The sequence below is a fragment of the Floridaenema flaviceps BLCC-F50 genome (genome assembly GCF_041929275.2).
Classification (GTDB): domain Bacteria; phylum Cyanobacteriota; class Cyanobacteriia; order Cyanobacteriales; family Aerosakkonemataceae; genus Floridanema; species Floridanema flaviceps.
On record NZ_JBHFNR020000001.1, the window covers coordinates 2139256 to 2165117 of the forward strand.

General features: G+C 40.7%; 21 protein-coding genes and 1 pseudogene. 10 read left to right on the forward strand and 12 right to left on the reverse strand.

Annotation, left to right across the window (positions count from 1 at the left end; genetic code table 11):
- Positions 1–9 precede the first annotated feature (9 nt).
- Positions 10–1074 carry a WD40 repeat domain-containing protein gene (locus tag ACE1CI_RS10255; protein WP_413264027.1) on the forward strand — a complete coding sequence of 355 codons (1065 nt, stop codon included), beginning with the start codon at positions 10–12 and terminating at the stop codon, positions 1072–1074.
- 49 nt (positions 1075–1123) lie between these two features.
- Here the strand turns inward: ACE1CI_RS10255 and ACE1CI_RS10260 are convergent, their stop codons facing one another.
- The gene (locus ACE1CI_RS10260; RefSeq protein WP_413264028.1) at positions 1124–1774 is read right to left on the reverse strand and encodes a CAAD domain-containing protein; all 651 of its coding nucleotides are present in this window, start codon (positions 1772–1774) and stop codon (positions 1124–1126) included.
- 336 nt (positions 1775–2110) lie between these two features.
- Between ACE1CI_RS10260 and ACE1CI_RS10265 the strand changes: the two genes are divergently transcribed.
- Complete coding sequence (locus ACE1CI_RS10265; RefSeq protein ID WP_413264029.1) at positions 2111–3277, forward strand: IscS subfamily cysteine desulfurase; 1167 nt, start codon at positions 2111–2113, stop codon at positions 3275–3277.
- Here the strand turns inward: ACE1CI_RS10265 and malQ are convergent.
- The 4 genes and pseudogenes from malQ to ACE1CI_RS10285 all read right to left on the reverse strand — a co-directional run bounded on the left by malQ (position 3274) and on the right by ACE1CI_RS10285 (position 10033).
- Positions 3274–4792, reverse strand: a pseudogene (gene malQ, locus ACE1CI_RS10270) (4-alpha-glucanotransferase). The gene ACE1CI_RS10265 and the pseudogene malQ overlap by 4 nt on opposite strands.
- A 223-nt stretch (positions 4793–5015) precedes the next feature.
- The gene (locus ACE1CI_RS10275; RefSeq protein WP_413264031.1) at positions 5016–6872 is read right to left on the reverse strand and encodes an alpha-amylase family glycosyl hydrolase; all 1857 of its coding nucleotides are present in this window, start codon (positions 6870–6872) and stop codon (positions 5016–5018) included.
- Between the two features lie 86 nt (positions 6873–6958).
- Positions 6959–8143: a glycosyltransferase gene (locus tag ACE1CI_RS10280; RefSeq protein ID WP_496615606.1), complete on the reverse strand. Its 1185-nt coding sequence runs from the start codon at positions 8141–8143 to the stop codon at positions 6959–6961.
- 123 nt (positions 8144–8266) lie between these two features.
- The gene (locus tag ACE1CI_RS10285; protein WP_459564042.1) at positions 8267–10033 is read right to left on the reverse strand and encodes a DUF2079 domain-containing protein; all 1767 of its coding nucleotides are present in this window, start codon (positions 10031–10033) and stop codon (positions 8267–8269) included.
- A gap of 262 nt (positions 10034–10295) precedes the next feature.
- Between ACE1CI_RS10285 and ACE1CI_RS10290 the strand changes: the two genes are divergently transcribed.
- Positions 10296–11468, forward strand: coding sequence for a histidine kinase (locus ACE1CI_RS10290; protein ID WP_459564043.1), 1173 nt, complete (start codon positions 10296–10298; stop codon positions 11466–11468).
- A gap of 68 nt (positions 11469–11536) precedes the next feature.
- Complete coding sequence (locus ACE1CI_RS10295) at positions 11537–12106, forward strand: hypothetical protein (RefSeq protein ID WP_413264033.1); 570 nt, start codon at positions 11537–11539, stop codon at positions 12104–12106.
- Between the two features lie 50 nt (positions 12107–12156).
- On the opposite strand, the gene mutT is transcribed toward ACE1CI_RS10295, so the two are convergent.
- From mutT to ACE1CI_RS10310, 3 genes are all read right to left on the reverse strand, one after another.
- A complete protein-coding gene (gene mutT / locus ACE1CI_RS10300; protein ID WP_459564044.1) occupies positions 12157–12558 on the reverse strand; it encodes an 8-oxo-dGTP diphosphatase MutT in 402 nt (133 codons plus the stop codon).
- A 247-nt stretch (positions 12559–12805) separates the two neighbouring features.
- Complete coding sequence (locus ACE1CI_RS10305; protein WP_413264035.1) at positions 12806–13150, reverse strand: DUF760 domain-containing protein; 345 nt, start codon at positions 13148–13150, stop codon at positions 12806–12808.
- 214 nt (positions 13151–13364) lie between these two features.
- A complete protein-coding gene (locus ACE1CI_RS10310; protein ID WP_413264036.1) occupies positions 13365–14321 on the reverse strand; it encodes an RNA polymerase sigma factor, RpoD/SigA family in 957 nt (318 codons plus the stop codon).
- Positions 14322–14715: 394 nt separating this feature from the next.
- Here ACE1CI_RS10310 and ACE1CI_RS10315 point away from each other — a divergent pair, with 394 nt between their 5' ends.
- Positions 14716–15471: a DUF561 domain-containing protein gene (locus tag ACE1CI_RS10315; protein ID WP_413264037.1), complete on the forward strand. Its 756-nt coding sequence runs from the start codon at positions 14716–14718 to the stop codon at positions 15469–15471.
- A gap of 146 nt (positions 15472–15617) precedes the next feature.
- Here ACE1CI_RS10315 and ACE1CI_RS10320 read toward each other — a convergent pair whose 3' ends face one another.
- Positions 15618–16787 carry a DegT/DnrJ/EryC1/StrS family aminotransferase gene (locus ACE1CI_RS10320; protein WP_413264038.1) on the reverse strand — a complete coding sequence of 390 codons (1170 nt, stop codon included), beginning with the start codon at positions 16785–16787 and terminating at the stop codon, positions 15618–15620.
- A 271-nt stretch (positions 16788–17058) separates the two neighbouring features.
- Here ACE1CI_RS10320 and ACE1CI_RS10325 point away from each other — a divergent pair, with 271 nt between their 5' ends.
- Positions 17059–17832: an ABC transporter permease gene (locus ACE1CI_RS10325; RefSeq protein ID WP_413264039.1), complete on the forward strand. Its 774-nt coding sequence runs from the start codon at positions 17059–17061 to the stop codon at positions 17830–17832.
- Positions 17833–17939: 107 nt separating this feature from the next.
- Here ACE1CI_RS10325 and ACE1CI_RS10330 read toward each other — a convergent pair whose 3' ends face one another.
- On the reverse strand, positions 17940–19880 hold the full coding sequence (locus ACE1CI_RS10330) for a hypothetical protein (RefSeq protein ID WP_413264040.1): 1941 nt from the start codon (positions 19878–19880) through the stop codon (positions 17940–17942).
- A 186-nt stretch (positions 19881–20066) separates the two neighbouring features.
- On the opposite strand from ACE1CI_RS10330, the gene ACE1CI_RS10335 reads away from it, so the two are divergent.
- The 3 genes from ACE1CI_RS10335 to ACE1CI_RS10345 all read left to right on the forward strand — a co-directional run bounded on the left by ACE1CI_RS10335 (position 20067) and on the right by ACE1CI_RS10345 (position 23849).
- Positions 20067–20990: an SDR family oxidoreductase gene (locus tag ACE1CI_RS10335; RefSeq protein WP_413264041.1), complete on the forward strand. Its 924-nt coding sequence runs from the start codon at positions 20067–20069 to the stop codon at positions 20988–20990.
- Between the two features lie 120 nt (positions 20991–21110).
- Positions 21111–22262: an ATP-grasp domain-containing protein gene (locus tag ACE1CI_RS10340; protein WP_413264042.1), complete on the forward strand. Its 1152-nt coding sequence runs from the start codon at positions 21111–21113 to the stop codon at positions 22260–22262.
- A gap of 231 nt (positions 22263–22493) precedes the next feature.
- Entirely contained in the window at positions 22494–23849 is a 1356-nt protein-coding gene (locus tag ACE1CI_RS10345; protein WP_413264043.1) for an FAD-dependent oxidoreductase, read from the forward strand.
- Between the two features lie 217 nt (positions 23850–24066).
- Here ACE1CI_RS10345 and ACE1CI_RS10350 read toward each other — a convergent pair whose 3' ends face one another.
- Positions 24067–24336 (reverse strand): hypothetical protein, encoded by a 270-nt coding sequence (locus ACE1CI_RS10350; protein ID WP_496615385.1) that lies wholly within the window; start codon positions 24334–24336, stop codon positions 24067–24069.
- Positions 24337–24440: 104 nt separating this feature from the next.
- On the opposite strand from ACE1CI_RS10350, the gene ACE1CI_RS10355 reads away from it, so the two are divergent.
- Positions 24441–25424 carry a dual OB domain-containing protein gene (locus tag ACE1CI_RS10355; RefSeq protein ID WP_496615386.1) on the forward strand — a complete coding sequence of 328 codons (984 nt, stop codon included), beginning with the start codon at positions 24441–24443 and terminating at the stop codon, positions 25422–25424.
- Positions 25425–25540: 116 nt separating this feature from the next.
- Here the strand turns inward: ACE1CI_RS10355 and ACE1CI_RS10360 are convergent, their stop codons facing one another.
- Positions 25541–25861, reverse strand: a complete 321-nt coding sequence (locus ACE1CI_RS10360) for a DUF5615 family PIN-like protein (RefSeq protein ID WP_413264046.1) — start codon at positions 25859–25861, stop codon at positions 25541–25543.
- Position 25862: the final 1 nt, after the last annotated feature.

A 25862-nucleotide genomic window follows, 5' to 3' on the forward strand; every position in this document is an offset into this window, starting at 1 on the left:
AGTGAGAATATGCGTTTCCTTCCCCAAATTCCTTTAGTCATAAATTTCAGCCAGCAGAAAAATTGGTCTTTATTCACTGTGTTTTTGTTAATTTTGACGGTAGTTCCTGTAAAAATCTATCCCCATACAGAAGCACAGGGATTTATTAATAGTGTAGTCGCTCAAGAAACTTCCCCAGCAAATTTTACCCTGGCAAAAACTATTTCTCGGCATTCCGGCGGAGTTAAGGGTATTGCCATTAGTCCTGATGGTGAAACTTTAGTTACTGGTAGTAGTGATAAAACTATTAAAGTTTGGAATTTGCAAACAGGTGAATTACAAAGAACTCTTTCTGGACATACAGCGCCAGTTTTAGCGGTAGCGATTAGTAAAGATGGTACAAGTTTAGTGAGTGGAAGTAGCGATCGCACTATCAGAATTTGGGATTTAAAAAGCGGAAGATTGCGAAGAACAATTTCTGGTCATACTGGCGGAATTTATTCAGTAGCGATTAGTCCAGATGGCAGAACTTTAGTCAGCGGAAGTGGCGACGGAACAATTAAAGTTTGGAATGCGACAACTGGGAATTTACAACGAACTTTGCGTCCTAATGCTGGGATGATTTTATCAGTAGCGATTAGTCCTGATGGAAAAACGATCGCCAGTGGTAATCAAGATTTAACCGTAAAACTTTGGGATATTAGCAACGGAAAATTGCTGCGAAATCTCACCGGACACAGTAATTATGCAGTTTGGTCAGTTGCTTTTAGTCCCGATGGTACAAGATTAGCTAGTAGTTCCCATGACGGCGCAATTAAAATTTGGAATACGGAAAATGGCGAATTACTAAACACTTTTAAAGATGAAAGTCCAGTTTTTTCTGTAACTTTTAGTCCTGATGGAAACACTCTTGCTAGTGGCGACCAAGCTAGTCAAGTAAAAATTTGGGATATTAGCAATGGAAATGTCTTACAAAGTCTAGCAGGACACAGCGACAAAGTAGAATCAGTAGCTTTCAGTCCTGATGGCAAAACCCTCGTTACTGGTGGTAGTGGCGCTAAAGATACAAGTATTAGAATTTGGCGCTTACAGTAGTAAAGCAGATTGTAGAGACGTTTCATGAAACGTCTCTACTGCTAAAAATCTACAGTTTTTTACTACCAAAAACTTGGGCTTTATAATCATCTATTATTTGCCACAGTTCTTGGCGAGAACCAGCATTGAGTAAGTAACGGTAAACAAACCAACCTGAGTAGATAATACCAATTAGCTGAAAGAAAGGTTCAAAGAAGGGAATTTCATTAAAAGTATCCAGCAAGCCTGAGATCACTTTCAGGGCAATTATACTGGCAATAATTGCACCAACAACTGTTAAAGGTCGTTGATAATCTCTGAAGAAATTACCCACAGAATCAGGTAAGCGATCGAGTATTTCTGAGATTTGTTCACCGAATTGTTGCCACTGAGTTTGGGTGGTGGTGGTAAAATCCGGTTCATCAGGTAAACCTGATACCTTAATTTCTACGTTGGGTAGTTGCACTTCTACTGGGGGGGTGGTTTCGACTTTGGGAGTTTGCATTGTTGGTGGGGGTGTAGGTGGTGTGGGTGGTGTAGGAGGTGTCATCTCTGCTTTTAGAGTTAAATTTTCCGTAGTTGTGGACGGTGGGGGAGATGTCACTTCGGTTTTAACCTGTACATCTTCAGGTGGTGGAGGTGCGACTTTCTCCTCTTTTTTCTTAATCGGTTCTATTTCTGGAGGAGTTGGTGTAGTTGGATTTTCAGCTTGAGGTTCCATTTTGATTTTTCGAGAACGACAATTGAAACGAATGGTTACGAAACAAGACTATCAGGATTAAGCGATCGTACTAAAGGACTTAGACATAATTGATAAGATTATTTTAATTTGTAAGATTTGTGTAACTATCTGTAGCTGTATACGCCCTCTCTCGTAAGCTACATTTATTGACTAATAACTTAAAGTTCCTGGTTACTAGCGTGGTGATAGTTTGGATTTGGTAGAAGGTAGTGGGTAGTAGGATGGAGACTACCCATTACCCACTACCCAGTACCAGCCTCGATCGTATAACTAGCAACTTAAGTTAATATTTTGCTGTGTTTTCAACCAATAAGTATGTCTCATCGTCCCATTTATCTAGATAACCATGCGACTACGCCCCTCGATGAACGGGTATTAGACGCTATGCTTCCTTACTTCCGAGAAAATTTTGGCAATCCTGCGAGTGTAAATCATATCTACGGTTGGGAAGCGGAAGCCGCCGTGAAACAATCTCGCCAAATTTTAGCCGCAGCTATTCACGCCACACCTGAAGAAATTATATTTACTAGTGGGGCAACCGAAGCTAACAACTTAGCCATCAAAGGTGTTGTTGAAGCTTATTTTCAAAAAGGACGACATATAATTACTGTCCAAACTGAACATAATGCTGTTCTCGATCCTTGCGAATATTTACAATCCTTGGGTTTTGAGGTTACTTTCCTTCCCGTACAAAAGGATGGATTGATCGATCTAAACTTGTTGGAAAAAACCATCCGTCAGGATACAATTTTAGTTTCTGTAATGGCGGCGAATAACGAAATTGGCGTTTTGCAGCCTTTGGCAGAAATCGGGGCAATTTGTCGGGAACATGAAGTGCTTTTCCACACCGATGCAGCCCAAGCAATTGGTAAAATTCCTCTGGATGTAGAGGAGATGAAAATTGATTTAATGTCTTTGACGGCGCATAAAATTTATGGGCCAAAAGGAACAGGTGCTTTATATGTGAGAAGACGCAATCCCAGAGTCAGATTAGCGCCACAAATGCACGGTGGTGGACATGAACGGGGAATGCGATCGGGCACATTATACACCCCGCAAATTGTTGGTTTTGCCAAAGCAGTCGAGTTGGCACTTTCCGAAATGGAATCTGAAGCCAAACGAATTACAAATTTACGTCAGCGTTTGTGGGCAAAAGTTTCCCAACTTAACGGCATTGTGTTAAATGGTCATCCAACTCAAAGATTACCAGGAAACTTAAATATCAGTGTGGAAAATGTCGATGGTGCTGCACTTTCCTTGGGATTACAATCAATAATTGCGGTATCTTCGGGATCGGCTTGCACTTCGGCAAAAAGTGCCCCTTCTCATGTTCTAACAGCCTTGGGACACTCGCCAGAGTTGGCTTTTTCCACAATTCGCTTTGGAATTGGTCGGTTTAATAATGAGTTAGAAATTGACCTAGCTGCTGAACATTTGTGCAAGACTATTAAACCCTTGCAGACTGTTTTTAGTTCAATTTAGCGATTGTAAAGTTGAGTGGTTTTTCGTAAGCGATCGCTCAATTCATCACTCAACAAATCGGAACTAGTGAACCGCCATCGCCAATTTCCCGCATTCACACTAGGGTCATTCATCCGGGCGCGATTATCCAATCCTAAAACATCTTGTAAAGCAATTATTGCTAAATTAGCGACGGAAGCCAGCGCCATCCGAATAAAAACCCAATTGATTTCTTTAATTTCTTGGTAATGGGAATAACCTAAATATTCTGCAATATATAGCCTTTCCTTGTCACTTGCTTTTTCCCACCAACCAATTATCGTGTCATTGTCGTGAGTGCCGGGATAAACCACACAATTAGGGATGTAATTATGGGGTAAATAAGAATTTGTGGAATCATCGGCAAAAGCAAACATTAAAATTCGCATTCCGGGGAAGTTAAAGCGATCGCGCAACTCCTCCACTTCCGGGGTAATAATCCCCAAATCTTCCGCTAAAACTGGGAGATCTCCTAAAGCTTTGCCCAACTTTTCAAAAAACTCTTCCCCCGGCGCTTTAATCCATTCCCCTTTTAATCCCGTAGTTTCTCCAGCAGGGATGCGCCAGAAAGCTTCAAAACCCCGAAAATGATCGATTCTGACAATATCTACATATTGCAAAGTCGCTTTAAATCTGTCAATCCACCAAGCATAATTAGTGCTTTGTAAATGTTCCCAATTATAAACAGGATTTCCCCACAATTGCCCAGTTTCGCTAAAATAATCCGGGGGAACACCAGCCATCCAAGCAGGTTCTAAAGTTTGAGGATCGAGGGCAAAATTTTCTTGATTCGCCCAAACATCTGCGCTATTATGACAAACATAAATGGAAACATCGCCAATAATTTGAATGTTTTTCTCATTGGCATATTTACGTAACGCTTTCCATTGTTCAAAGAACTTAAATTGTAAGAATTGATGATACAAAATTAACTCTTTTAAAGCTGACTTTTGTTCTTTAATCGCTTGTGGTTCTCTTCTCGCAATTGCTTTGTCCCAATAATTCCAAGCTTGTCCATTATGCACTTCTAAAAGTGACATAAATAGCACATAATCATCTAACCACCAAGCTTGTTCTCGACAAAAGTTTTCCAATTCAGGATTTTGTCGCTCTTTTAGAGTTAAGCGAAAGCGATCGAACGCCAATTTCAAATACTCATACTTGTGGGGAATAACTTCGTCGAAGTTAACGCGATCGTAAGCACCTTTTTCACTCCCCGCAATAGGATTTTAATTCCTCCGATTTTAGCAATCCTTCACTTACTAATTTTTCCAAAGAAATCATTAAAGGATTGCCAGCAAAAGCACTATAATTCATAGTATAAGGCGAGTGTTCATATCCCGTTGGCCCTAACGGTAACACCTGCCAAAATTTTTGACCGCTTTCAACTAAAAAATCTACAAAATTATAAGCTGCTTGTCCTAAATCACCTATACCAAATTCGCTAGGTAAACAAGTAGGATGTAGTAAAATACCACTAAAACGCTGCAAAGTCATAGTTTCCAATAAATAAGAAATAGAAGCTCAGAAATTTGAGCTTAAACCAAAGAGATAATTTCCCTTTACCTACCGGATAATACTAAATCTTTGCAGTCTCCAGCATAAGCCTTAAGAGTGATTTTCAAATTAAAAAGTATGGGGCAGGCAGGATGCCCACTCCACAAGAAAGCTGTAACTGTTGTGGGGCGGGCATCCTGCCTGCCTTGGTTTTTATGTGATTTTACTCAGGTTTTTTCACTGTCCAAATGCGTCCATAATTACTAGGAATAGTTAACCAATATTCTTGATCGCTGGAAACATTACTCAAATTATTTGCGCCATGCAGTTGTTCTTGGTAATCTCCACTAATAGGAAACCAGAAAGGAACTGTGCGATCGGAATTACCAAAATTGAGTGCTACCAAACTAAAACTTTTACTGTCATAGCGTGAGAAAAGCAACACATTTTTTGATTGATAACGGTCATAATTATTATAAAAGAAATGTTCACCATTGCGAAATTCGGAATGTTGGTTACGCAAATTAATCAAGTTTCTAACTAAAGAAATTACACTTTTACCAATTGGGTCATAAAAATAATCCCAACGGACTGGACGGAATAACATTACTCGTCCCGATCCCGCATAAGGAAGGTAATAATTTTCCCCTAATTCTTGACCTTGCCAAAGTAAAGGAATACCTTTAGCAGTAAACATTCCTATCAAATAAGGTTGTACTTTGTACCATAAATCTCGATTACCTTCTTGGAGTAATTCATTATCTCGGAATATGGTGCCAAAGTTGCAGACAAAGCGGGAATGGTCGTGATTTTCTATGTATTGTAGTGCGGTTTTACTGATGCGATCGCCATTCCTTACTTCCTCAGTAGGATAATCCACTAAACCAAACTGATAACCCAATTCTGTTAAAGAAAAACGATTACCAGAAGCCACTCCCTTAGCCGCATCCAGGGTCAAATTTTGCCAAGTGCAATTGCTATAAGTTGCTGCCAAAATTTCTTTTGGCGCTTCCAATTGTTCTGCACATTGAATCAAGTTAATCTCGCCATTGTAGAAAAACTTTTGCCAATGTCCTCCTGCACTTTGCTTTTGTTTAACTGTTTGATATGTCTGATAAGTTAAATTAGCATAACCTTTTCCCGTAGCACCATCCCAGTAATTAGGGACGCAATCATAGCGAAATCCATCAACATGATAACGATCGAGCCAGTAATAATTAACTGTAAAGAAAAAGTCTTGAGTAAACTGACGATTAAAATCAGTACTTTCCCCAAAGTAATCTTTGGCGAATGCACCCATAAATGGATTTTCGCGATAACCTAATTGCCTGTAAATATAGCTGTAAGGAAAATGTTCGCTGGTATGACCATAAACCACATCTAAAATTACCGCCATGTTTCTTTGGTGTGCTGCATCAATTAATTCTTGCAGGTTCTTTCTGTTACCAAATCTTTCATCAACACCAAAATAACCTATTGGTAAAAATCCCCAATCTACAGTCATTCCCACATTAGAAACTGGCATGATTTCAAGGCAATTAATTCCCAAATCTGCCAGATAATCCAAGCGTTCAATTGTCCCAGCAATATCACCACCAAATTCGTTAATCATTAACTCATACATCACCAAATTTGGGAGTGCAGGAGTTTTCCAAACTAATTCATTTTCACTCCATTGATGGTCTTGATATCCCAAGGTGATGGCAGATAATTTACCGATGCCAAATTCTCTGGCAAATGGATCGATAATCCAATCAACTTCTCCTCGATTTGGGTTAAACAAACAATAACGATAAACATACTTACCAGGAGTTCCCCAAGCAGATTTGGGATGCGGTTTTGGGTGATTTTTGATATCTACTGTAGCTGACCAATAATCGCCGTATTCGGGATCGATCGCATAATCTAAAGAAAATTCTACAGGTTGAATAAATTGCATAAATTGATCCTGTTCATGGATAATTTTTACCTTTAATTGATTGCCATTATTAGCAGAAACCCAAGGCAAAAACAACCCAAAATTAATCACACCATCGGAGATTTCTCTAGCGCCTAACTTATCTAATGGTAAAAGTTTCATTTGATGTTATGTTACCTTTATGTCTGAAATGTGGTTCAAGTTCCTTATTCAGTAGTCAACTATCAACACCAGGAATTTTTGCTAAATTACCACATAACGTGATTTCTTTCTTTAACCACTCGCAGATAAACATTTTGAGTCTGTAAAACCAAATCAGCCCAACAAAACCGCTGTTTCAAATCGTGGTAAGCATTCTCTACTAAATGCTGCGCTAACTCTGGATGACGCAAAACTTCTAAAATTCCCCAAGCTAAGGAATCAGCATTATTTGTCCAAGTTACAATCCCGGTTTTACCATGTTGCACTACTTCCGGCAAACCGCCTGTATCTGAAACTACCACAGGTACTTTCGCCGCAAAACTTTCTAACGCCACAATCCCAAAAGGTTCATAAAGACTCGGAAAAACAGCACAATTAGCAATGGTTTGGAATTTATTTAAGTCTCCATCAGACATGAAGCCTGTAAAACAACAATTGTCCCATATTCCTAGTTCCCAAGCTTGTTTTTTAAGATGATCGGTGTTACCACCACCAACGATCACAATTTTAACTTTTCCTGCCATTTCCCAAATTACTCTAGGTGCAGCATTTAACAGCAACCAAACGCCTTTTTCGTGAGAAATTCTCCCCACATAATAGACAATTTTTTCATCATCTTTGGCAAAGCGGCGACGAAATTCTTGGCGATCGAACCCGTTACCGTTTTTCTTTTCGGGACGAATGCCATTATAAATGACATCTATTTTGTCTATAGGAGTAACTAAAACTCTGCTGACTTCGTGGCGCATATATTCAGTGCAAACAATTACTCGCCAAGATTCATAAGTCAGGCGTTTTTCTTTTTCACAAATGTAACGTTGTTGATAATTATAAATTCCATTATAACGACCATATTCTGTAGCATGAATCGTCGTTACTAAAGGAATTTTAAAATAATGTTTGAGAGCGATCGCAGCATCTCCTACTAACCAATCATGAGCATGAATTACATCAAATGGCCCCTCTTCCATAATCAGTTTACCGCCATGAGTACCCATGCTATTATTCAAATTGCCGATCCAGTGCAAAAAATCATGCCCCCAGCTTACTGGTACCCGGTGGATATTTATCCCTTCCACCAATTCATACATCGGCGCTTCCCCGAACTCTGATGTAATCAAATGGACTTCATGCCCCAGTTTGACTAATTCCGGGTATAGTTCTGCTACATGACGAGAAATTCCTCCCACAATTCGCGGCGGAAATTCCCAAGATAACACCAGAATTTTCATCAGTACCAATTCCAATAAGCTAAGAGAGTTTAAGTAAGCTACATTACAAACCAATACTATCAGTATGGTCATTGTAGCTTACCGAGTTTAGTTATGTTAAGAAAAATCTTTCCCTAGTTGGCTCTAACACTTTGGTTTATTTAAGATTGGCGTGATTTCCTTACGGAATACCTGCCATGCAGAAACAGCATCAGAATTAGATTGTACTGCTTTCTGCATCAGAATAACTCCATCTTCAAAGCCAATTATTCCGTATAAGCCATTACCAAATATCTTATCAATAGTTCGCACGCTATCTTGTAAAATTTGGCAATCTTGTTTAAAGGCGACTTGGTATTTGTTTAATTGCCATAAATCTGCGATCGCATAATCTACACTTACCACCTCTTGCCGATCGTTAGTAAACTGTAAAGCTGGAAACCTAATAATCTCCCTTCTTCCTGACAGATGAGGCACTATATAAGTAGTTGCTGCCACACTCCTATCTGCTGGAATTCTATCTAATAGGTTACGGATACTACCTGCGTGCTTCCACTGAACATTTATTGGTACATATACCAAAGGGCGAAATGAGTCTGGTACAAGAAAAGATAAAGTACGATTTGGGTTAGAAGTGAAAGTAAACACCAGCGAAAGGCAGATACAAATTATCCAAAACCTCTGCATCGATATTTTCAGCAATTTCGGGTGTTTTTCCCACCAATTAACCAACTTACCAATTAGTGCTTCCACACTCCGAAAAATTGGGTAAGCAAAGAAATGACGTAAAGAAATTAAACCACCAGCAATTAAATCTCTGACAGGCGCATCAATTAATTTTTCTCTTCCTGCTGCCCACCAAAGAATTGTACCGTAGCAAAGTCCCGGAACCACAGTCATCGCATAGCGAATATTAATTGCTAGTACAGACTGTCCTTGACCCAAAAGTAATTTTAGCAGCGGAAAACCTGCGATCGCCCAAGCCGACGGCGAAACAGCTGGTACAAAAGCAAAAGGCAACCAATGTCCTATAAAATAAGTGATAGTTCTGTCTATCGGTGTAATTAATTCTACAAACAACCGCCAAGGATTTCTCACCATTCCCCAAATAATTTCTACAGTAGAAGCCTCAGTTCCCTCGGCATACTGACCAAACCTTTCCATCATAAATCGTTGGGAAATATCCGCCGAAAATATTGGCATGATTAGGTTAGTCAACACCAACATATAACCAAAAGCCAGAACACAAACCCCTAAACCAATCCGAGGAAACCTCCGGCTAGCTATCATGTAAAAACCAACACCAAACAAACTAACTCCCCCATCTTCCCTCACTGCCAAAATCAAAACTGCCAGCAAACCAAACAGCCACCACCGCCGTTTTTCCATAGCCAAAAACAACCCAAAAGTAAATAAAGGTATTTGGCAGATATCATGGAAGTTAGAGAGAGTAGGCCCGATAATTGCATTAGCACCATAAAAACTAAAAGTAATTATTGCTGCTAGACGTGGTTGCAGATATTGTCTAGCTAAGGAGTACAAAACTAAACCAGCAGCAGTAACCAAAGTAACCTGCAATACAGTCAACGTTGTAGGAGCGGGAAACAATGAATACAAGGGTATCCAGAGCAACAAAGCTGGTGTGAAATGCTGCCCTAACCTGTGATAAAACACAGACGGTACTTCGCCGTTGTGGACTACGTTCGTCGATAACTGGGAGGACAGAGAACTTTGAAAAAATCGACCGTGAATACCATTCCAAAACACCTGATTAAATATTCCTTGGTCGTAGGAAGCGTAAAACGTGAAATAACGATGCAGAGTCAAACCCAACATCAGCACGAAAAACGCGATCGCTACAGCAATCACCCCTGTTAAATAGGGATGTTTCCTCCCGTTTAGTACCATCATTCACTTAACATTCAACGCCGATGATAAGCCTCTCACATTGCTTTCAATTACTCAAGATACTAGCCACAATGCTGTTACCACCCCCGGTTTGACGTGGCATAGCCGCTTTCAGGGCAAAATCAATAAGTTTTCAATAGTACCAGGCTCCCTAAGTACCCAAAACGCGATAGCTTATAGATATAGGAGCTATGGGTAAGCTATTCTACCTGGAACAGGTTTCGCGATCGTCAACTTCTAAAAAAGGTTTAACAATTTGTCCGCCGTGGTGAATAGAGATTGCATACCAGCAGATGCTGAAAAGTTAACTCATCCCCAAACGCCTCTACAGCTACTATTATTTGTAGACCAGCGTCCGAGTTCCCATGAGCAACTACAGCGGCTTCTTGCTTATCTAGAACATCTCAGGAGTGATTACCCCTTTGAACTGGAGATAGTCGATGTTGGACAACAACCATACCTCGCCGAACACTTTAAACTAGTAGCAACCCCAGCCTTAGTCAAAATTCACCCACCACCGCGCCAAACCCTAGCTGGAAGTAATCTACTCTGTCAATTACAAGATTGGTGGCCTCGTTGGAAAAATAGTGCCGAAGATTACGTAAAACTGCACGAATGGCCTAACAGTAATACTCAAAATACCCCTTGCTTCGCTGATTTTGCCGAACTGATTCGCCTCTCAGAAGAAATATTTCGCTTAAAGAAAGAGAAAGAGGAATTGCAACAGCAATTGCAGTTTAAAGACCGCATTATTGCCATGTTAGCTCACGATCTTCGCAACCCGCTAACCGCTTCCTTAATCGCCATAGAAACACTAGAAAACAATTACAACATTGAAACCGGATTCAGCCCCAAATTATCACCCGCTTTAACCATGCGTTTAATCAAACAAGCGCGGATGCAATCTCTCAATATTGAACGGCTGATTACTGATATTTTACAAGCAGCACAGGGAAGTTGTGCCGAACTGCGTATTTTACCGAAAAAGCTAGACTTAGCTGTACTTTGTAAGGATGTAATCGATTGTTTAAAACATCGATTTGAAAGCAAATCTCAAGAATTAAAAACTGATATTCCCAACGACCTTCCTTTAGTTTACGCTGACCCAGAAAGAGTGCGTCAGGTGTTAGTAAATCTTTTAGATAATGCCAACAAATATACTCCCGAAGGTGGCACGATCGAAATTTCTATTTTACATCGAACTACCCAAAAAGTTCAGGTCAGTGTAGGTGACAATGGGCTAGGTGTGCCCGAAGAAGACCGCGAAGCTATTTTTGAAGAACACTATCGCCTCAAGCGCGATCGAGATAAAGAAGGATACGGAATTGGTTTATCCCTTTGCCAACGTATTATTCGCGCTCACTATGGTCGAATCTGGGTAGATTCAGTGGCAAAAGGTGGTAGTTGTTTTAGTTTTACTCTTCCTGTTTATCGTTAGTCATTGGTCATTTGTCATTAGTCATTGGTAAAGAGATTGACAAATGATTTAGGAGTTGGGTAGTTCACATGAGATCGATCGAACCTTTTGATAGCAACACCGTTGAAGTAGATGGCATTTGCTTTGCAACATTCATGCCAGAACGAGTCTTGAAAATACCAAAACAAAATGGCGATCGCACTCCTTTACAATTGGGAATTAAGATTACCAACAACACTTCAATTCCTCGGTATTTCAGCTTTTTGTTCTCTTTTACTCCAGAAATTAAAACTCCAGATGGTCAAATTAGAGGCTCAGGTTATAGCACCGATCGACTTCTTAAACCGCTGGTTTCTGATTTTTTGTTAGCTAAACTATTCGAGACTGTGACGTTTTCCCTAAATGCCGAGCTTTATTGGACAAAGTTATCCATAAAAGACCGTTGTGAAACACTAGTAATTTTTATCCCTTTCCGAGATGGTTATTTTATGTTCGATTTCTTAAATCCAGGGATTTATCAGATGCGATTTACTTATCAGGTTCATTCTAGCACGGTAGAACACACCTATCAGAGATGGATTGATCCGAGTATATTACAAAGTCTCTGGATTGGGAAAATAGCTACTCCGTTTGTAGAATTTCGCTTAGTCGAATCCTAAAGAAGCTCTGCAATTAACCTGATTTTGCCTGAAGTTTTTTAAAGACAGTATCAAATCTCTTTTAAAGCTTGAATAATTTGTAAATTAGCTATAGGAAACTCATAACTTGGTAATTCATCCACTGTCACCCAGCGAATTTCATCACATTCTATTGGCTGAGGTTCTCCACTTTCATGGCGGCAATGATAGACATTTAATGTTACATGAAATTGACTATAAGTGTGGTTAATAGTAATTAAATGATCGCCAATTTCCACTCCAATAGCTAACTCTTCTTGAATTTCTCTTTTAATACAATCTTGTACAGTTTCACCCGGTTCTAATTTTCCCCCCGGAAACTCCCACAATCCTCCCATTAATCCTTCTGGGCGACGGCGATCGATCAAAATTTTACCTTGTTCATTCCAAATAACAGCAACACCGATAATTTTGTGGGGTAGGGGGGAAATCATTTCTGACATGGGCAGGGGAGCAGGGGAGCGGGGGAGCAGGGGAGCAGGGGAGCAGGGGAGCTTCAGAAGAGGATTAGGGTAATGTTTCCATTAATGGTTGATATCCCTACTTTCTTGATTTTGAGAAAGTGGGGAGAATAGGGAAAGTTTTTTCGGCAAAATGTTTAGTAATTAAAAGGATTTTTTCTGGGTAATTTGAATTACTATTCATGCAAGCAATTAAGTTAGCTAATCCTGTGCGATCGCACTATTGGGCTTCTGAAGAGTTGGCTTCTGTTGCTTGTAAAGACTTCTCGAAAGCCATTCTTTGTTCCGCATTCCGCAGAAAGTAACCGCTAATCATCGCTGACGCTAATAGCCGTCCTAAATGTTCGCGATTAGTGGTAATGGTAATCCCAAATTGTTCGGAAGGTAAATTTCCCAAAAGTCCCACGATATTCCGTTCCATTACCTGAAATACATCCCCAGATGTGGGTTTAGAGAGTTGGGCGATCGTTTCTGGACTCAGGGATTGTACGTATTGCCATAGCCAATTATTTGATTCTGACTCATCTCCAGAGAATTCGGGGAATCGATTGGATGGATGTTTCACTTTATTTACTCCCTTTTACTTGCAGCCTCTTAAGTTTTTAGTTGAGACGTTCTGGCAGCAGTCTATGGTTCCTGGTACTAAAATGACTACCTAAGTTCTTTTTCACTACTCTAGCAGTCTATTTATGAAAATGGCATCTTTTAAAATTGAAAATTGAAAATTGAAAATGAAGAAATCCACTGATCGACAGTATTATTTCAGTGAATTTCCCCTTTCAACTGGCGATAAATTCGTCGATGTCGGCTTTACGTTTGCGGAGTTTGGTGAGTGCTTCCCGTTCAATTTGGCGGACTCTTTCGCGGCTAATATTTAAGCGATCGCCAATTTTTGCCAAAGTCAACGCTTGCCCATCTTCCAAACCAAAGCGCATTGCCAACACTTGCTGCTGCTGCGGGGTTAACTCTGCCATCAGCTTTTCCAAATCTGTATGCAGAGCCGACTGGACAGCAAAATCTTCTGGTGAAAGACCAGTATCTTCTAAAAGTTCTCCCAATTCTGTATCTTGGTTATCTCCGACGCGCAAATCCAGTGATAATGGTTGACGCGCTCTTTCTAAATATTCCCGGACTTGTTTGGGAGTTAAATCTAGTTCTTTTGCCAGTTCTGCTGCTGTGGCTGCTCTGCCTAACTGTTGGGAAAGTTGACGTTGAGCTTTTTTAATTTTATTGAGTTTTTCAGTAATATGAATTGGTAAGCGAATCGTGCGGCCTTTTTCGGCGATCGCACGAGTAATAGCTTGGCGAATCCACCAGTAAGCATAAGTGGAAAATCGGTAGCCTTTAGTCGGGTCGAATTTTTCTACCCCTCGCTGCATCCCGATACTGCCTTCCTGAATCAGATCCAACAAATCTACATTACGTTTTATGTATTTTTTGGCGACTGATACCACCAATCGCAAGTTAGCTTCCACCATCTTACGCTTAGCGTATTCGCCCTCTCTGACAATCTGCTCTATTTCTGCCTCAGACAGACCAGATTGCTGCACCCACTCAGTAATCGTGGGTTCATAACCTAGCTGAGCAGCCAAAGATTCTTTCTCAGCCTGCAAAGCTGTTAAGCGCTGCACTTGCTTACCGTACATGATCTCCTGTTCGTGTGTCAGCAAGGGAACCCGACCAATTTCACGTAGGTAGGTGCGCACAAGATCTGTTGATGTCTGACTGGTCTTCATGGCGCTTTACTTTAACTATTATTAACAATTGTAACTTTTATGAGTGAATTTGTACAGCGTCTTGTATGTATTACTGGCACTATTTAACACCAGTCCCATCCTTTGATAAAGGCGACAAGGGTTAGATATAGAGGGTACAGCACGAACTAAGTAAAAATTGCATCCTGTAAAACAAAATCATAATGATTTTAGGGGGGACTGGGGACTCTTGACTGGGGGACAAGGGGACAAGGGGACAAGGGGACAAGGGGACAAGGGTAATTTTTATCTTCTGCTCCGAGAGCTCCCCCTGCTCCCCTGGAGCCCCTGTTCCCGAAAATTTACCAAGGGGATCTGGCTTATAATCGCAGGTAGTGCAACAATAATCCATAAATTTTTAATGAAGAGTTGCACCATGACGATCTCAGCAGTATTAGAACGTGCGTTTGACCAAGGTTACGCTTTAAAGGTTATCAGTGGTTTAAATAACTTCGATCGCCAACGAGTAGCAGCAATAGTAAAAGCTGCCGACATGGGGGGAGCTACCTTTGTTGATATCGCCGCTGATGCAGAATTAGTGAGACATTGCCGCGAACTTACTAGCTTACCAATTTGTGTTTCGGCTGTAGAGCCAGAATTGTTTGTTACAGCAGTAGAAGCAGGAGCAGATTTGATCGAGATTGGTAATTTCGATAGTTTCTACGCTCAAGGACGGCGCTTTGAGGCTCCAGAGGTATTGGAGATTACTAAGGAAACGCGATCGCTCCTACCAAATATTACCCTCTCAGTTACCGTTCCCCACATTTTAAGCTTGTCCGAACAAGTGCAATTAGCCGAAGCACTAGTCAAAGCAGGCGCAGACATCATCCAAACTGAAGGCGGTACCAGCGCTGCCCCCACCCACCCAGGCACATTAGGCATGATGGAAAAAGCTGCCCCCACTCTAGCCGCAGCCTACGAAATTTCCCGTGCCGTCTCAGTACCAGTGTTGTGTGCTTCCGGCATTTCCAGCGTTACCGCACCCCTAGCCATTGCCGCTGGAGCCAGAGGCGTTGGTGTTGGCTCTGCCATCAATCAATTAAACAGCGAAGTCGCAATGGTAGCAGCTGTTCGCAGCATCGTCGAAGCGCTAGCGACAGAAAGCAGAAAGCAAAAGGCACAAAAGTTTTAAGTTTTGAGTCAGAGAGTTTTGAGTTAGGGAGAGTTTGGGAAGTTTTAAGTTTTGAGTCAGAGAGTTTTGAGTTAGGGAGAGTTTGGGAAGTTTTAAGTTTTGAATTCTCCTCTCCTGTGCTCCCTTGGCTCCCCTGCTCTCCTGCATTAAGCCAGCGCATCTTTCAAGGCATACACTACTTGCTCTTGTTGCTCTTGTGTTAATTCCGGGAACATGGGCAAAGATAAAACTTGGTGGGAAACTTGTTCGGCTACAGGAAAACTGCCTGGTTGATAGCCTAGATTTTGGTAAACTGGCTGCAAGTGCAGGGGAATGGGATAGTAAACCATTGAAGTAATGCCTTGCTGCTGCATTTTAGTGCGTACTTGATCTCGCCGGGAGTTTGGCTCGGAGGTTTTACTTTGGTTGTTTGCGGCTAAGATGCGAATTGTGTATTGATTCCAGACACTTTTCCCACCTGGTAAACTCTGAGGTAAAACAATTCCGGGGAGAGGTGCGAGTAAGTTTTGGTAACGGGCTGCTACTTGAGAACGTTGGGCATTCCAGGCTTCCAAATATCCTAATTTGACTTGGAGAATGGCAGCTTGTAGAGCATCTAAACGGCTATTTACTCCGATTTCTTCATGGTAATAGCGACTTGGAGAACCATGCTCTTTTAACATTCTCACGGTAGCGGCTATTTTGCGATCGTTGGTTGTGATTGCGCCTCCGTCGCCAAATGCTCCTAAGTTTTTGGTGGGAAAGAAGCTAAAGCAACCGATATGACCTATGCTACCAATTTTGCGATCGCGCAGCGTGCCGTCAGGCGTATCGCTCCAAGTCGCCCCCGTAGCTTGAGCACAGTCTTCGATAACAGCTAGATTATGCTTTTGCGCCACTGCCATCAACCAAGTCATATCCACAGGTTGCCCAAACAAATGCACTGGTATAATTGCCTTAGTTTTACTAGTGATGGCAGCCGAAACTTGGTTAATATCTAAATTAAAAGTTTGGGCATCAATATCCACAAACACTGGTGTTGCGCCCACCGTACTAATTGCCTCTGCGGTGGCTATAAAAGTAAAAGGCGTGGTAATCACTTCATCGCCAGCGCCTATCGAGAGCGCTCGCAATGCTAAGTATAGGGCATCGCTACCAGAATTACAGGAGACAGCTTCAGAAACTCCAATGTAAGCCGCAAAGTGTCGCTCAAAGTTTTCTACTGTGTTGCCACCAATATAACGACCTGAAGCCAGCACGCTCAATACGGCTGCATTTATTTCTTCCTCAATGGTTTTGTATTGCTGGGCTAAGTCAATAGGGGGGATGTTGTTCACTCGATTACCAGAATTTTCAACAGTTTTAGCAATCAAGAATACCACTACTAGGAATTGCTAGTACAAGAAGGCTCCAAGCCAAGAAAGCTTATATAGTACTCAAATTAATATAAGGCTAGTCAGTTGCTCAAAGTCAAGAATAATTCTTGCTAGTTAGTGGTCGATAATTGCGATCGAACAAAGATAAGATAATTATTCTATATTCTTCCCCACCCCTGCTCCTTTGAGTTCCCCTACCATCTGCCTTTTGAAAATTACAGGACATTGAAGAGTGGATTTAATTCAACTTGATCCCATAAAATTAGTTATATCCTTGGGGCTAATCGTTGTTGCCATTGGGTTGTCGGCTACGCAAAAATTAGGGTTGTCATGGTCGATCGCAAGAAGCACGATACAAACGATCGTACAACTATTAGTGGTAGGCTACTTTCTGGCAGCAGCTTTCGAGTTTAGGAATCCTTGGGCTGTTTTGCTGGTTGTGGCTATCATGCTGACAATTGCTGCCACAGTCGCCCGCAACCGAGTTAATCAAAGAATACCGCAAATATTGCCCGTTGTCTGGCTTTCTCTGTTAATTAGCACTACCTTAACTCTGGTTTACATTAACCTTTTAGTGCTGCAACAAGAGCCTTGGTATGAACCTCAGTATTTCATCCCTTTAGCCGGAATTTTACTAGGAAATGCCATGAATGGTGCGGCTATTGCCCTAGAACGTTTGACTAGTTCCCTCAACTCTAGTCGTTTAGAAATTGAAACTCATCTCAGTTTAGGTGCGACTCCCCAACAAGCTGTTGCTTTGTACCGCAAAGAAGCAATTAAAGCCGCAATGATTCCTAATTTAAATACTATGTTGGTTGTAGGCGTGGTAACTTTACCCGGAACCTTCACCGGACAACTTTTAAGTGGAGTATACCCTTTAGACGCGGCTCTTTACCAAATGCTGATTTTGTTCATTCAGTTATTTGCCACTTTAATTACCACTTTTTTAGTAACTCAAGGCATTTCCCGACAAGTTTTTAATTCAGCAGAACAGTTAAAGATTTAGTGGGCGAGGGAACAGGGAAAAAGAGGTAGTTAGTTAAATAATTTATTTTATTTTCTCCCCATCTCCCCATCTCCCCATCTCCCCATCCCCCCATCTCCCCATCTACCTCAACTAGGTTTAGGAGTATACTTGCCAATTAAAGCGCGAGTGTGATCGTAAATTTCTAGGGGTAAAACGGAATTTTCGCTAATAGCTTCTAGTGCTGATTGTAGAGTTTTTAAGTGATCGTCTACTCCGGCTAAGGTGTTAGCATCGCCATTTATGCCAGCACTCATGGCGGTTCTTCTGACGCTATTTACATAAGCAGGTGTGAGGTAAACTTTAATGCCTTGACGAGTGACTATGTGATCGCAAATTTTCGGTGAAACGTTGCAAACTCGGTTTAAGTCAGTGTTAGCTTTTTGCAAAACTAAGGCAACTTTTAATCTGTCTTCTGCTTGATTTAAACTGCTGCTGTAACTATCAATTAGTGGTTGAGCTTGGGTATAGTAAAAAGTGCCTTTGGGGACTTGTTGCGCGTAAGTTAAAGCTCGTCGCCAACTGGATACTGCATCTGACAATTGATTTGTTTGTTCTTGGTTTTGGGCGAGACTGGCTAGGGTGAGGGATTGATTATAAATGTTAGCAGAAATTTGTTCTTGATTTCTGCGATCGCGCACCGTTGCTAATTTCGTTTGGTAATTATCCAATAATTCCTGGGCTTCTTCATGCGCTGTGACACTTCTGGGAATTGATGATAGAGTAGCGATCGCTTTTTCCCAAATCGATTCTACTTCTTGCCAATTTTCTAATGATTTAGCTGACACTTGCCGCAACTCTGCTGTTTGTGCCGCTTGCTTAGCAGCAACAATCTTATTTTCCGTAGTTTCCTCTAAATTAATTCGTTGATTTATTTCTCCTGAATTATCCCGATAACTCAGCAGTTTTTTCTGAGCAAAAGCATAGACTGGGCTAGTTTTGGGAACTTGTTTTAATAAAGCAGATGACTGCTTCCAAAGTGAGTTTATCTCCTGCCATTCTGCCACTGAATGAGGAGAATTTTGGCTGTTTTCTGCTGCTTCATCTGCCTTTTTCATCGCCATTAAAACCGGATCGATCGCATTAGCTTGGTTTTGATAATTGGGCAATAATTTCTGTGATTCCCCATAATAACTAGACCAAGGGGGAATACTTTCTAATAATTGATTAGCTGTGGTTAATTTCTGTTGAGTTCTTTCTAAATCTTGTATGGTTTTGGCTTTTTTAAGAGTTTGGTTTGCTTCTTGACCAAGTTGTTTTGCCGTTTTAATTTGGGGGCATGAGCCAATTACACAAGGACGACTAAACGCATAAAGACTGCTTAAAAAAGCGACTATTGTCACCGTAGCAGCTGCAATCACAAACTTGGGTGACAAGGAAATTTCTTTTCTTTCTGTTTTTGTAGTTCGTCGCCCTTCCGGGGTGATTAATGGCTCATAATCTGGTTCTGTTTCTGGTATCGCTTGACTTGGCGGTTCTTCCAAAGATAAATCCGCCATTGAGTCTGATTCAGTTTCAGATTGAGCAACTAAATTATTTAACGGAGTTAATTCATCCAGCTTCTGTTCATCAATTTTTTCGGGATAAAACAGCGCGTTACTATCATTACTATCATTTTCTTCAGGAGATTCTTCAGTTTCTTCGGATGCTTGACCTAACCAGCGAAATAAATCATCAAAATCATCATCATCATTATCATTTAATTCTGCATTGTTTAACCAAGCTGCTGATTTTTCAATAATAAAATCTTGCACTGCACGGGGTTCTTTTTGCCCTACGGCTCGCAAATAAAGCCGAACTTTTTCTGTAAATTCTGGTTGGGCTTGCTGAATACTTTGCTGTAGCACCCGAAATATAGGTTGAGCTTCCGGCTCTACGGACTGGGAATGTTGCGCTAGCACCAGTAAAATGTCGTTTTGCAACATACATCTTACCTGAAGGCGGGGGAAGTTCGCCAATTCTGCTTGTAAGCGTTCTTGTAAAAATTTGGCTAGTTCTTGGAGTTCACTGGGTCGGACGGCTGTTTGCATATAACACCACCTTAATCTATTTAGAGTGAAGAATTTGATATCTTGATCTTGAGATGGGCGAACTGCGTCTAAATTTATGCAATTCCTAATAGTAACGAGTTCTGTTGGCTGACGATCTGAACTATTTAATTCAGAGTACGCAATTAGCCAAACCTTTTGGTTTAATCAATCTTTTAGTTTAATGCCATGTCTAAAAATCACATTCCATTGTCTCAACAAGTTGTATTAATTACCGGAGCTTCTGCGGGAATAGGGGCTGCTTTGGCTCAGGTTTTAGCCCAAAATTTCTTGGGAATACGATTGGTGTTAGCGGCTCGTAACCAGGAAAAGTTGGCTCATGTTGCCAATTACTGTAGCAAAGCTGGGGCCGAAGTGATGATAGTCCCTACAGATATCTCCCAAGTTGAGGAAGTGGAAGCTTTGGCGCGAGCAGCTGTGCTACGTTTCGGCGGAGTGGATGTTTTGGTGAATAATGCTGGCTACGGTCAAATGGGCCCTGTAGAGTTAATTCCGGCGGCGGCGACAAGGCGACAGTTTGAAGTGAATTTATTGGGCCCATTGGCTTTAATTCGGGAGTTAATTCCTGTGATGCGCGATCGCGGTGGTGGCAGAATTGTTAATATAAGTTCTCTCGGAGGAAGATTGGCATTTCCCTTTGGCGGTTTGTACAGTTCCTCTAAATTCGCTCTCGAAGGTCTCAGCGATGCTCTACGTATGGAGTTGGAGCCATTTAACATCAAGGTTAGCGTGATTGAGCCGGGGCCTGTGACTACGGAATTTTTTGATGTCGCTGGTAAAGGGGTGCTCGAAACAGTCGCAGATCCCGAAAATACTCCCTACCGCGCCGCTTTCCGCCAGTTGGAAAAACTCCAAGAAAGAACTAGTAGTCGCGCTTGGACTGCCGAAAGAGTAGCCCAGGTAATTGTGAGATCGCTCACAGATAATAATCCTCGACCAAGGTATACTGCTGCAACTGCTGGTGATTTTTTGTTGTTTATGATGACCAAAGTATTACCTACAAAATTTGTAGATCGCTTTTGGCAAAAGTTTTATGGCATCGATTTAGTGGCCCAAGATTGGAAAAAACAACAATCTTTGAAAAGTAAGTAATGAGTCATTTGTCATTTGTCATTTGTCATTTGTGGATTTTAACATCTTGACCAATGACCAATGACCAACTACCAACTACCAACTACCAACTACCAACTACCAATTACCAATTAATTAAAAATGGATTTATTAGAATATCAAGCCAAAGAGTTATTTCGTCAAATTTCCATCCCAGTTTTACCTTCCCAAAAAATCGATCATCCCAGAGACATTAAAAGTTTGGAAATTCCCTATCCAGTAGTCCTTAAATCTCAAGTGCCGACTGGTGGTAGGGGAAGGGCTGGGGGAATTAAGTTTGTGGAAAATACGATCGATGCGATCGCCGCTGCCCAAACAATCTTTCGCCTACCAATTATGGGCGAATATCCCGAAGTTTTACTCGCCGAAGCTAGATACAATGTCCAACAAGAATTGTATTTAGCAGTAGCTTTAGATTACTCCTTGCGCCGTCCCGTTTTACTCGGTTCTCCTAAAGGAGGCATGGATTTAGATTTGGTAATGAAACATCTGCAACAGGTGATAGTAGAAGATGAATTTTCTAGCTTTTATGCCCGAAAATTAGCCATGAAAATGGGATTACAGGGGAATCTCATTCAATCAGTTAGCGCCATCATTGAAAAGATGTTTAACCTATTTTTGGAAAAGGATTTAGACCTAGTAGAAATTAATCCTTTAGGCGTTAGTCCTTCAGGAGAATTAATGGCTTTAGATGGCAAAATTACTGTTAATGATGCAGCTTTAGCTCGTCATCCTGACTTGTTAGTATTAGCTGAAAAAATCAATTTACACAACATTAACAAAGCTAAAAGCAATGGTTTTTGGGGATTAGATGGAAATATAGGCGTAATTTGCAATGGTAGCGGTTTGGCAATGGCAACATTAGATTTGCTCTACCAAACAGGCGGAAAACCTTTTGGTTGTATTAATTTGGGTGAAAATCGTTTAGCTGAAAATCAATCCTGCCCTTTTAGCTGTTTGTTGCAAAAAAGTTTAGAAATTACCTGCAATCAAAATGGGATGAAGGTATTACTAATTAACATCATGGATGGTTTAGCTTCCTGTGAAGAAATCGCTGATGTTATTGTTAGTTATACTCAAAATGATGCTGGTGGCTATCCTCATTTTGTCGTGCGGTTAGTTGGGAGTAACTTAGAAGCAGCGAAAGAGCGTTTAGCCGCAGTAGGCATTACTTTGTCAGAACAGTTGGATGAAGCTGTAGCAAAAGCGGTATCTTTGGCAAAACCAACCGGAAAACGTTATTCATCGAATTAATCTGCCTTTGGAAAGACTAGATTAGCAAATAATCTCATACTGTAGGATCAACCAATGGGGTGAAGTTTGTTTGAGCCTATCTGCTTTACTCTGAGGGTGAACTAAAGATCCAGCGGTTGAGAGATTACACTTATCCAAAAATTTTTTTGGAGATTTTCTCTAAATTGTTTACTACAGACTGTGCTATTCAACAGTCTGCATTACACTGTTTGTTAGAGTTTGGGAAAAACTATGCAATTCTCACACAATGTATATGATGTAGCGATTATTGGAGGTGGCATCTCTGGCACCGCCTTACTGTACAGTTTATCCAATTACACTAACATCGATCGCATTGCGTTAATTGAGAAAAATCCCGGAGTTGCTTTAGTCAATTCTCATAAAACCAGCAATAGTCAAACCTTACACTTTGGCGATATTGAAACTAATTATACTTTGGAAAAAGCTCGCAAGGTTAATCGCGCTGCGACTTTAGTCAAAAATTATCTGTTGCGAAACGATTCTAGCCAAGAAATTCACAGTAAATATCATAAAATGGTTTTGGCGATCGGCAAGGAAGAAACCGCCGAACTCCGCGCCAGATACCAAGAATTTAAGTCTCTGTTTCCGAAATTAAGATTGATTGACAGAGATGAAATTGCATTACTAGAACCTAACGTAGTTAAAGGTAGAGCCGCTGATGAGGAAATTTTAGCTCTCTACACTGACGAAGGTTACACGATAGATTTCCAAAAATTAGCCCAATCTTTCCTGCAAAAATCAGTTGTAAATGAACAAAAAACGATTGATTTGATGTTAGGAACCAAGGTGAAGAGTATCAAGAAAGAAGGCGAATTTTATCAGGTAGAAACGGACAAAGAAGCGATCGCTGCTAAAGTAGTAGTATTTGCTGCCGGAGCCTATAGTTTACTATTCGCCAAATCTCTTGGTTACGGCAAAGATTATGCCTTATTAAATGTAGCTGGCAGTTTTTACATTGCGCCTGGAGTTTTAAACGGCAAAGTCTATACAGTACAACTCAAAAAGATACCTTTCGCCGCCATTCATGGAGATCCAGAAGTTCACGATGCCAGTCAAACAAGATTTGGCCCAACAGCAAAGGTAACGCCACTATTAGAACAGGGGAAATATGGGACATTTTTTGATTATTTAAGAACTGCTGGACTCAGCATTGCTGCATTTTTGAGCTTCTTTAATATCCTTACTGAACCAGCAATTTTAAAGTATGTCGTGATGAATTTTATTTACGATATACCTTTTATTGGCAAGCGTTTATTCCTCAAAGAAGTTCAGAAAATTGTGCCGACAATCAAAGTGGATGAAGTAACACTCGCTCAAGGCTATGGCGGAATTAGACCGCAAATTGTTAACCTGAAAACTCATCGTTTAGAAATGGGAGAAGCCAAAATTATTGGGGAGAATATTTTGTTTAATATTACTCCCTCACCGGGCGCTTCTACCTGTTTACAAAATGCGGAAGATGATACAGAAAAAATCGTTGCTTTCTTAGGTGAAGGGTACAGTTTCGAGAAACAGAGATTTGAGCAAGAATTAGCGGAGCAACGAGTTTTAAGTAGGTGTAAATAAATAAAGTGATAATAGTTATATTAGGATGGGGCGGGCTCTCCTGCCCACCCCACAAAAAAGCTATAACTCTTGTGGGGTGGGCAGGAGAGCCCGCAAAAGTTTTCACTTTATTTATATCTACCTTCTTAGTTAACATTGGCTAATTAAACTGTAGAAGCTGTAGAGACGTTTCATGAAACGTCTCTACTTTTTTATAGGTACTTTTTAAAGGGGGAATCTACCAAAAATATAAAGTTTTTCCGGCTCTTTCGATCGCAATAGTTTGAATAGAGTATTTTAGTTTAGCGATCGCCAAACGTAATTTTAACTGTTCTTCCTCAAACCGCCAAGTTGTTTGATAGTCACTGCAATTAATTACCAGTGTATCTGGAGTAGCAAAGGCATAAATTACCCCATCATCATTTAAGCCGCTGACTTCCAGAATTCGCTGCCCTAATTTTCGAGCATAAGATACCTGTTCGATTAATATTTCTGCTATTGGATTCATTGTTACCTCCGATTTTTTACCCATGAAAAGCCTGCCTTCAAACTAGTGTGAGAAGGTTAAAGAATTAAAGAACCAATCAATACCTAAGTCATCTCCAAAATCAGGTGCGATTTGAAGCTAGTTTCTCTAATTCCTTGATTGAGACAGGCGAGAAAAACTTTTCTGTTTATATTCTGTATCCTATTTTACGATTTGCCCTAAAAATAGATCTAGTTAAAAAAAGTTTACAAAGGGGGAGTGCGATCGGATCTGAGGTTGCACCACGAAAGACTAAGGCTGATGCGGTATTTTGGGTAGGGGAAAGAAGTGTTACATTAAACACTGTGGTTGCTGTCTTCCCGCAAGGAGCAACAGCATTAACAACAAGTGCCAGAAGTTCGCCTTCAACAACAAGGAAACAAAAAATGGGAAAAATAATTGTTACTGATTTAACTCGGTTTTCAAAACCTGATCAAGTCTGCATAGCTGGGATTGATATAGAAACTGGTGAGTGCATAAGACCTCTTCCCTATTTAAGTAGTGCTGAATGTGAGAAACTTCATATTCTCCCTGGAACAATACTTAGTGGCAACTTTACTAAGCGTCAACAAGTAGAAGGCCCCCATCAAGAAGACAGCAGCTATCAAAATCTCTCTTTTCATAGCTCTTGCTCTTCAGATGAATTTAAGAAAGTGCTTGAGTATGGTTTAGTAAATAGCTTAGAAGAGGGATTTAATATTAAACTGGATAAAAATCAGAAGCATATCCCAATAGGTCACGCTCTGAATCATTCAATTATTACGGTGAAAGTTCATCCTAAAACTATAAATATTGCAGAAAGTAGCTATAAACCAGGCAAAATGACGGTTAGTTTCTGTGATTGGTCAAATCGTTGGTTTAACTATATGTCTATAACTGACTTAAATTTTTATAATTATGCAATGAAGCATCACGAAGATAATAATCTTGATAGCCTCAATAAATACATCAAATCTCGGCAGGAAACCTATCTAAGAATTGGGTTAAGTAGAATTTATAAATCTAATGGAAGGGAGGGTTATTGGATTCAAGTAAACGGCATTTATACATTTCCTGATTACAAGCTGTAACTGCGATTCCAAGTGATCGGATCGCGATCGCAAATCGCACTCACCAACAGAGCTAGAATTGCGATCGCATAAAATAAAACAGCTAGCAGCAGGGTGGGCATTGCCAACTTTTACCGCTATGTGCTGATGACTACAGCTTGTCCCTTAATTGCTGTAGGCAAATTTGCTAAAATCTTTGGTATCAGAGGCTTCAGATCCGCCAAGCGGTTAGATGATGCTTGCAAAACAATCACCGCTATGTCAAATTCTGGCAAATTTTGCTGAAATGAAAGATTACGGTCAACTGTAATAAAAACATCAAATTCTGCCGATGCGAGAGTAAGAAGTTGTCCATTTTTTGTTCCCGCCCATCCCATCTGCGGAACTGTTTTTACCTCGTAGCCTATAAATTCTCTCGCAAGTTTGCGATCGATGCACTCATCTAGAAGAAGTTTCATG